This window comes from Mesorhizobium sp. M4B.F.Ca.ET.089.01.1.1 (assembly GCF_004022605.1).
Lineage (GTDB): Bacteria > Pseudomonadota > Alphaproteobacteria > Rhizobiales > Rhizobiaceae > Mesorhizobium > Mesorhizobium abyssinicae.
Window position 1 is genome coordinate 1 of sequence record NZ_RZOS01000314.1, and the last position, 6,851, is coordinate 6,851.

The window sequence follows — 6,851 nt, forward strand, 5'->3', positions numbered from 1 at the left end:
GCGCGCGAGGGCCAGGCTGACGCCGCCGGCGGGCAGCCTGGCGGAGCCCAGGAAGGACGCCGCGATCAGCGCGACGGCAAGCCTCGCTTCGACCGCTCCAAGTTCAAGCCGAGACCGCAAGGCGAGGCTGGCGAGCGCCGCGAGGGCAGGCCGCAAGGCGAACGTCCGGATCGCCGCGACGGCAGGCCCGACTGGAAAGGCGGCCGGCAGGACGGCAAGGGCGGCGGGCAAGCCGGCAAGCCTGCCTTCCAGGCCAAGCCGCGCGAGGAGCGGCCGGCGCGCTTCGATCCGGACTCGCCCTTTGCCAAGCTCGCCGCCTTGCGCGACCAGCTGAAGAAGTAGCCTGCGGTTACGATGGTCACCGATGCCCGCCAGCGCATCGACAAATGGCTGTTCTTCTCGCGCGCTGTAAAATCGCGCTCGCTGGCGGCTAAGCTCGTGGTCGCTGGCCGCGTGCGCATCAACAGCGACAAAGCAGCGCAGGCCTCCGACATTGTCCGCCCCGGCGACGTCCTGACCCTCACTCTGGACCGACGCATTCTGGTCTGGAAGGTGCTCGGCGCCGGCGCCAGGCGCGGCCCCGCCGACGAGGCCCGCCTGCTCTATGAGGATATGTCGCCACAGCCCACGCCGAAGGGCGAGGCGGTTCCGGACGCCATTCCGGCGCTGCGCGAAGCCGGCAGCGGTCGCCCGACCAAGAAAGAGCGGCGGGAAACCGACCGGCTGCTCGGCGAGGATTGAGAGAGGATTGAGACAAGACCGGCCTTGTCCGGCGGGCCGTCTGGAAAATCCTTTCCGGGCACGCCGGCAGCGCTGGGGACGGCCGCCCTTGCCAGCGGCCGGCAAAGGCGTTACCTCACCAAAAAGCCCAGCAAAAACGGGACGTCCCGGAGCCTGCGATGACCTATGTCGTGACCGACAATTGCATAAAATGCAAATACATGGACTGCATTGAGGTCTGTCCGGTCGACTGTTTCTACGAAGGCGAGAACATGCTCGTCATCCACCCCGACGAGTGTATCGACTGCGGCGTCTGCGAACCGGAATGCCCGGCCGACGCGATCAAGCCCGACACCGAGCCGGGGCTCGAGAAGTGGCTGCAGGTCAACACCGAATATGCCGAGAAGTGGCCGAACATCACCGCCAAGAAAGAGCCGCCGGCCGACGCCAAGACCTTCGATGGCGAGGCTGGCAAATTCGAGAAATATTTCTCGGCCGAGCCCGGCGAAGGCGACTAGCGCATGACCCCGAAAATCGCTTTCGATTTTCGGAAAGGATCATGCGCAAATCAAAAGCGACACGGCCGGTTCGGCCGGCATGACGCTGCGTAACAGGTGCGAAACAGGAACTGTCTTGACAGGCAGGGATGGCGCACGGCCTTCGCGAATGCAGCAAAACCTTGATTCTTCCGACTTTTTGTGCTACATCAGCCAAACATGCCGGTGACACAACGTCGATTTATGGCGCAGACGCCCCAAATCACTGAAAGGTGAACTTCACAATCCGGACCAGAGCGATCTGGGGCAGGCGGTCGCAATTGTGCGGTTGGCTGGCCCCGGTTTTTCCGGATGGGTTCATCTGTTGTGCGGCTAACGGTCGGTGACCCCGATCGCGCGAGTTTCAGCCGGCGCCGCCATGCCGGCGCTACAACAAGGAGTTCAGGGCGTAATGGCAACGATCACCCCGCAGAAGAAGTCCAGCGCAGCACGTCACGGTTTCAAGACCGGCGAGTTCATCGTCTACCCGGCGCACGGCGTCGGCCAGATCGTCTCGATCGACGAGCAGGAAGTCGCCGGCCACAAGCTGGAACTGTTCGTCATCGACTTCCAGAAGGACAAGATGCGCCTCAAGGTGCCGGTCGCCAAGGCGACCTCCATCGGCATGCGCAAGCTGTCGGAAGAGGACTATGTCGACCGCGCGCTGAAGGTCGTGCAGGGTCGCGCCCGCATCAAGCGCACCATGTGGTCGCGCCGCGCCCAGGAGTATGATGCCAAGATCAACTCGGGCGACCTGATCTCGATCTCGGAAGTCGTGCGCGACCTCTACCGTGCCGACAACCAGCCGGAGCAGTCCTATTCCGAGCGCCAGCTTTACGAGGCCGCGCTCGACCGCATGGCCCGCGAGATCGCCGCCGTCAACCGCATGTCGGAGACCGAGGCGGTTCGCCTCATCGAGGTCAACCTCAACAAGGGCCCGAAGCGTGGCGCCAAGGCCGACAACGAGGAAGCCGAGCAGGAAGAAGCTGCCTGAGCTTTTCGCTCAAGAAAACGAAAAACCCGGCCTCGCGCCGGGTTTTTTGTTGCTGGGACTTTACCCTCCCCCTTGTGGGGAGGGTCGCTGCGAACCAGCGGGGCGGGGGTGCGGCACCGACCCCCACCCGGACCTTCGGTCCGACCTCCCCACAAGGGGGAGGTAGGGGGCTCAGCTACCCTTCTGAGCCTCCTCCTGCCGCAGCGAGGCGATGAAGCGCTTGGTCCGCTCGCGCTCCGGCCTGTCGAACACGACCGAGGCCAGGCCTTTCTCGACGACGACGCCGGCATCGAGGAACACCACCTCCTGCGCGATCTTGGAGGCGAGCCTCAGATCGTGCGTGGCCATCACCATGGTCGTGCCCTCCCGGGCGAGCTGCCCGAGCACCTCGACCACTTCCTGCGCCAGCTCCGGGTCGAGCGCCGAGGTCGGCTCGTCGCAGAGCAGCACCTTCGGCGACGGCGCCAGCGCGCGGGCGATCGCCACGCGCTGCTGCTGTCCGCCCGACAGCGTCGCCGGCCAGGCATCGGCCTTGTGCGCCATGCCGACCTTCCCCAGCAGCGCCAGCGCACGCTCGCGCGCCCTCGCCTCCGGCCATCTCAGCACCGTCACCAGTCCCTCCATGACGTTCTCGATCGCGGTGCGATGCGGGAACAGCTGGAAGTTCTGGAACACCATGCCGGTCTGCAGTCGAATGCGCTGGATGTCCCTGGCGTGCACCTTGATGCCCGGGCGGAATTCCAGCGTCTCCTCGCCGATCCGCACCGTGCCGGAGGTCGGAATCTCCAGCAGGTTGATGCAGCGCAGGAGCGTGCTTTTGCCGCCGCCGGACGGGCCGACCAGCGCGGTCACGCTGCCTTCCTCGATGCTGACGGTGACCCCCTTCAGCACGAGGTTGTCGCCGAACCGCTTCTCAATCTTGTCGAGGCCGATCATGCGTTCGCCTCCAGGAATCCGCCGTAACGGTTGAGGCGCACCTCCAGCCGCGCCTGCAGCGCCGACAGCACCGAGCTCATCACCAGATAGAGCGCCGCCGCCTCGATATAGAGGATCAGCGGCTCGTAGGTGGTGGCGACGATGCGCTGCGCCGCCTGGAACATCTCCGGCACGGTGATGGCTGCGGCCAGCGAGGTATCCTTGACCAGCGAGATGAAGGTGTTGGACAGCGGCGGCACGGCGACGCGGCCTGCTTGCGGCAGGATCGTGCGCCGCATCGCCTGGCTCCAGGTCATGCCGATCGAATAGGACGCCTCCCACTGCCCTTTCGGCACCGAGCCGATGACGGCGCGGATGATCTCCGACGTATAGGCGCCGATGTTGAGCGTGAAGCCGATCAGCGCCGCGGGAAAGGCGTCGAGCAGGATGCCGACGGAGGGCAGGCCGTAGAAGATCAGGAAGAGCTGCACCAGGAGCGGCGTTCCACGGAAGATCCAGACATAGAAGCGGGCCACGGCCGCCAGGGGCTTGGGGCCGAACAGCCTGAGCAGCGCCGTGGCCAGCCCGGCGACGAGCCCGAAGGCGAAGGACAAAAGCGTCAGCGGCACGGTGAAGATCAGCGCCGCCCACAACAGCGTCGGCAGCGATTCCAGCATCAATTGCAGCCAGTGCGGCACGGGGCCCTCTCCTTGAGGTGCAGCCTGGATAACCGTCCATCGCCTCCGGCGTCGCGGCGGGTGGCTCCGGCGAGGGGCTGCGCGGTGCATATCACGCGAAAACCGGCGGGCCGTCAAAGACGACTCGCCGGGATCGAAGTGCCAGACGGCCTGGCTTACTGCGAAACGTCCTGGCCGAAATAGGTGTCGGCGATCTTCTTGTAGGTGCCGTCCGCCTTGATGTCGGCCAGCGCCTTGTTGATCGCCGCGACCAGCTCCGGATCGCCCTTGCGCACGATGACGCCGGAATAGTCGGCATTCTCTTCCTGCGCGGCGATCTTCACATTGGCGTCGGGCTTGTGCTTCTTGAAATCGAGGAAGGAGAGGCTGTCGTTGATGGTGGCGTCGGCGCGGCCGGTGAGCAGAAGCTGGATCGACTGGTCGAAGCCGTCGGTGCCGACCAGCTCGGCGCCGTTGGTCTCGGCCAGCTTGCCGAAATTGGAGGTCAGCGACTGCGCCGACTTCTTGCCCTTGAGATCGGCGAAGGTCTTGATGTCGGTGTTGTCGCCGCGCACGATCAGCACCGCCTTGGAGGCGATGTAGGGCTCGGAGAAATCGTACTTGGCCTTGCGCGCGTCGGTGATGCCGACCTCGTTGATGACGGCGTCGTAGCGGTTGGCGTCGAGGCCCGCGATCAGCCCGTCCCATTTGCCTTCGAGGAACTCGACCTTGACGCCGAGCTTGTCGGCGATCGCCTTGGCGATCTCGACGTCGAAGCCGACCAGCGCGCCGGACGTGTCATGATAGGTGAAGGGCGCGTAGGTGCCTTCCGTGCCGACCTTGAGGACGCCGGCCTGCTTGATCTGGTCGAGATTGGCGCCGGCATGGCCGGCGGTGACCGCCAGGGCCTGCAGCGTACCGGCGATGATGAGCGATTTAAGCCATTTCATTTTTCTGTGATCCCGTTTTGGCCGGTGCCCCGGCGCGTCTGTGAGAGCCGGAAACTGACAGATAGGGCTGAGCAAAATAAGGAACCAGATTTCAAAAATCTGGCATTCCAGGAATGACATGCTCAAGCGCATGCGAGAACCGATCCGCAAGCAGGCTCCCCGCTGTTTAGAGTCGTCCGAGACAACGCAAAGCCGCCCGGCCGTCGCTGCGGAACATTCCCCGGCATGGCACGTTCTTGGCTTTGTAGGGCGCGGCGCCGCCATTTCAACCGCCGCTGACGCCAGGGATGGTATCCGGACACCGGAATGTCCGCGATATCGGAAAATGGAGCGCGGCATGATCGACGACACGGCAGGACGGACCATGGTCCGCGCGGCGATGAAGGCTCCCTATCTCGAGCGCGAGGAAGAGCATCTCCTGGCGTTGCGCTGGAAGGAGGACAACGACCAGCACGCGCTGCACCGCATCACGGTCGCCCATATGCGGCTGGTCATCTCCATGGCCTCGCGGTTCCGCCATTACGGCCTGCCGCTCGGCGACCTGATTCAGGAGGGTCATGTCGGCCTGCTGGAAGCAGCCGCCCGTTTCGAGCCGGAACGCGAAGTGCGCTTCTCGACCTATGCCACCTGGTGGATTCGCGCCTCGATGCAGGACTACATCCTGCGCAACTGGTCGATCGTGCGCGGTGGCACCAGCTCGGCGCAGAAGGCGCTGTTCTTCAATCTCAGGCGTTTGCGCGCCCGGCTGGCGAACGGCGCCGAGCCGATTTCCAACGCCTCGCTCTATCGCGAGGTGTCGGCGGCACTCGGCGTGCCGGAAGCCGACGTGGCGATGATGGATTCGCGCCTGTCGGCTCCGGACAGCTCGCTCAATGCGCCGCTTGGCGATGATTCCGGTCCGGCCGAGCGCATGGATTTCCTGATTTCGGACGATCCGCTGCCGGACGAGGTCGTCGGCGACACGATCGACATCGAACGCCGCTCGCTGTGGCTGAAGGCGGCGCTCGGCGCGCTCAACGCGCGCGAGCTGAGGATCATCGAGGAGCGCCGGCTGACCGACGAGGGCGCGACGCTGGAAGCGCTCGGCGAGGCGCTCGGCATCTCCAAGGAGCGCGTCCGTCAGATCGAGGCCCGCGCCATGGAAAAGCTGAAAGTCGCGCTGGTCGAGCAGAATCCTGAATTCCTGGCGACCGCCGCCTGACTTCTGTCTGCCCCAGCCTATCTGTCGGTGACGATCTTGACCTTGTCGCCGGTCGAGACGGCGGCGCCCGGCGATAGCGCGTTGAGCACCCTGAACAGGTCGAGCTTGCGGTCCACGCCGACCATCTGCGCGGCGAGCGAGCCCATGGTCTGCCCGGCCTGGACTGTGACGACGCGGATATGCAGCGGCTTCAGCGCCGCCTTCTCGGCAGCGCTCAGGATGCGGAACGAGCCGCTGACCGAGCGCGCCACCGGCTCCAGCGCGGTGCTGGCCGAAGGTGCCGCCGTCAGCAGCCGGTAGACCTGGCCGCCGGCGCGGATCACAGCGATGTCGAACTGCCAGCCGTCGGCGCCGGCATGCGCCACGGCCGCCTCGTTGCCATTGATGGTTTCCTGGCGAACGCTGGCATCGTCGAGGCCGGCCACCCAGCCGCTGCGGATATAGTCGGTCAGCGCCCGCGACCTGTCGATCGAGACGCCATCGAAGCGGATCGCCATGTCGCCAGGGCCGGTCGCCGTCACCGCCGCCGCCGAATTGTCGATGACAAAGCCGTCGGGCACCGTGAACGACACGCCGAGGCCCGGATGCAGGAAGGTCTGGCCGCGCACATAGCCCTCTTCCGGCGTGTCGCCGTAGAGCAGCCCGTCAATGCCGGCCAGGAAGGCGTCGCGGTCGCGCGTGCCGATGCCCGGCGGGCCGAAGTTGCGGGCAAGCCGCTGGGCAAGCTCGATGCGCTGCGGCGTGTTTGGATGCGTGGCCAGGAAGTCGAGGCTGGCATCGGTGGCGCCGCTGATCGAGCGGAAATCGGTATAGGCCGACATCGACTGCAGGAAGCGGCCGGCGGCGTACGGATCATAA

7 protein-coding genes and 2 pseudogenes are annotated in these 6,851 nt (G+C 65.5%); 5 read left to right on the forward strand and 4 right to left on the reverse strand.

The features are described 5' to 3' along the window. The 4 genes and pseudogenes from EN780_RS23975 to EN780_RS23990 form a co-directional block, all read left to right on the forward strand. Positions 1–342, forward strand: a pseudogene (locus EN780_RS23975) (helicase); the annotation flags it as partial. 12 nt (positions 343–354) lie between these two features. Continuing rightward, the gene (locus tag EN780_RS23980) at positions 355–741 is read left to right on the forward strand and encodes an RNA-binding S4 domain-containing protein (protein WP_128275510.1); all 387 of its coding nucleotides are present in this window, start codon (positions 355–357) and stop codon (positions 739–741) included. Between the two features lie 158 nt (positions 742–899). Further along, positions 900–1,238 (forward strand): ferredoxin FdxA, encoded by a 339-nt coding sequence (fdxA, locus tag EN780_RS23985; RefSeq protein ID WP_006202440.1) that lies wholly within the window; start codon positions 900–902, stop codon positions 1,236–1,238. Between the two features lie 430 nt (positions 1,239–1,668). Continuing rightward, a complete protein-coding gene (locus EN780_RS23990) occupies positions 1,669–2,250 on the forward strand; it encodes a CarD family transcriptional regulator (RefSeq protein WP_127285709.1) in 582 nt (193 codons plus the stop codon). Positions 2,251–2,421: 171 nt separating this feature from the next. Here the strand turns inward: EN780_RS23990 and EN780_RS23995 are convergent, their stop codons facing one another. From EN780_RS23995 to EN780_RS24005, 3 genes are all read right to left on the reverse strand, one after another. Then, the gene (locus EN780_RS23995) at positions 2,422–3,186 is read right to left on the reverse strand and encodes an amino acid ABC transporter ATP-binding protein (protein ID WP_127394329.1); all 765 of its coding nucleotides are present in this window, start codon (positions 3,184–3,186) and stop codon (positions 2,422–2,424) included. After that, on the reverse strand, positions 3,183–3,863 hold the full coding sequence (locus tag EN780_RS24000; protein WP_127311582.1) for an ABC transporter permease subunit: 681 nt from the start codon (positions 3,861–3,863) through the stop codon (positions 3,183–3,185). Before EN780_RS24000 ends, EN780_RS23995 begins: the two co-directional genes overlap by 4 nt. Before the next feature lie 155 nt (positions 3,864–4,018). After that, positions 4,019–4,792, reverse strand: coding sequence for an amino acid ABC transporter substrate-binding protein (locus EN780_RS24005; RefSeq protein ID WP_127392912.1), 774 nt, complete (start codon positions 4,790–4,792; stop codon positions 4,019–4,021). Positions 4,793–5,129: 337 nt separating this feature from the next. Here EN780_RS24005 and EN780_RS24010 point away from each other — a divergent pair, with 337 nt between their 5' ends. Next, positions 5,130–5,993, forward strand: coding sequence for an RNA polymerase factor sigma-32 (locus EN780_RS24010; protein ID WP_127285705.1), 864 nt, complete (start codon positions 5,130–5,132; stop codon positions 5,991–5,993). Positions 5,994–6,010: 17 nt separating this feature from the next. Here the strand turns inward: EN780_RS24010 and EN780_RS24015 are convergent. Then, positions 6,011–6,851, reverse strand: a pseudogene (locus tag EN780_RS24015) (metalloprotease); the annotation flags it as partial.

Excerpts from the sequence above, each read along its gene's own strand:
- EN780_RS23980 (WP_128275510.1), top strand. The coding sequence starts at position 355 with ATGGTCACCGATGCCCGCCAGCGCATCGACAAATGGCTGTTCTTCTCG.
- fdxA (WP_006202440.1), top strand. The coding sequence starts at position 900 with ATGACCTATGTCGTGACCGACAATTGCATAAAATGCAAATACATGGAC.
- EN780_RS23990 (WP_127285709.1), top strand. The coding sequence starts at position 1,669 with ATGGCAACGATCACCCCGCAGAAGAAGTCCAGCGCAGCACGTCACGGT.
- EN780_RS23995 (WP_127394329.1), bottom strand. The coding sequence starts at position 3,186 with ATGATCGGCCTCGACAAGATTGAGAAGCGGTTCGGCGACAACCTCGTG.
- EN780_RS24005 (WP_127392912.1), bottom strand. The coding sequence starts at position 4,792 with ATGAAATGGCTTAAATCGCTCATCATCGCCGGTACGCTGCAGGCCCTG.
- EN780_RS24010 (WP_127285705.1), top strand. The coding sequence starts at position 5,130 with ATGATCGACGACACGGCAGGACGGACCATGGTCCGCGCGGCGATGAAG.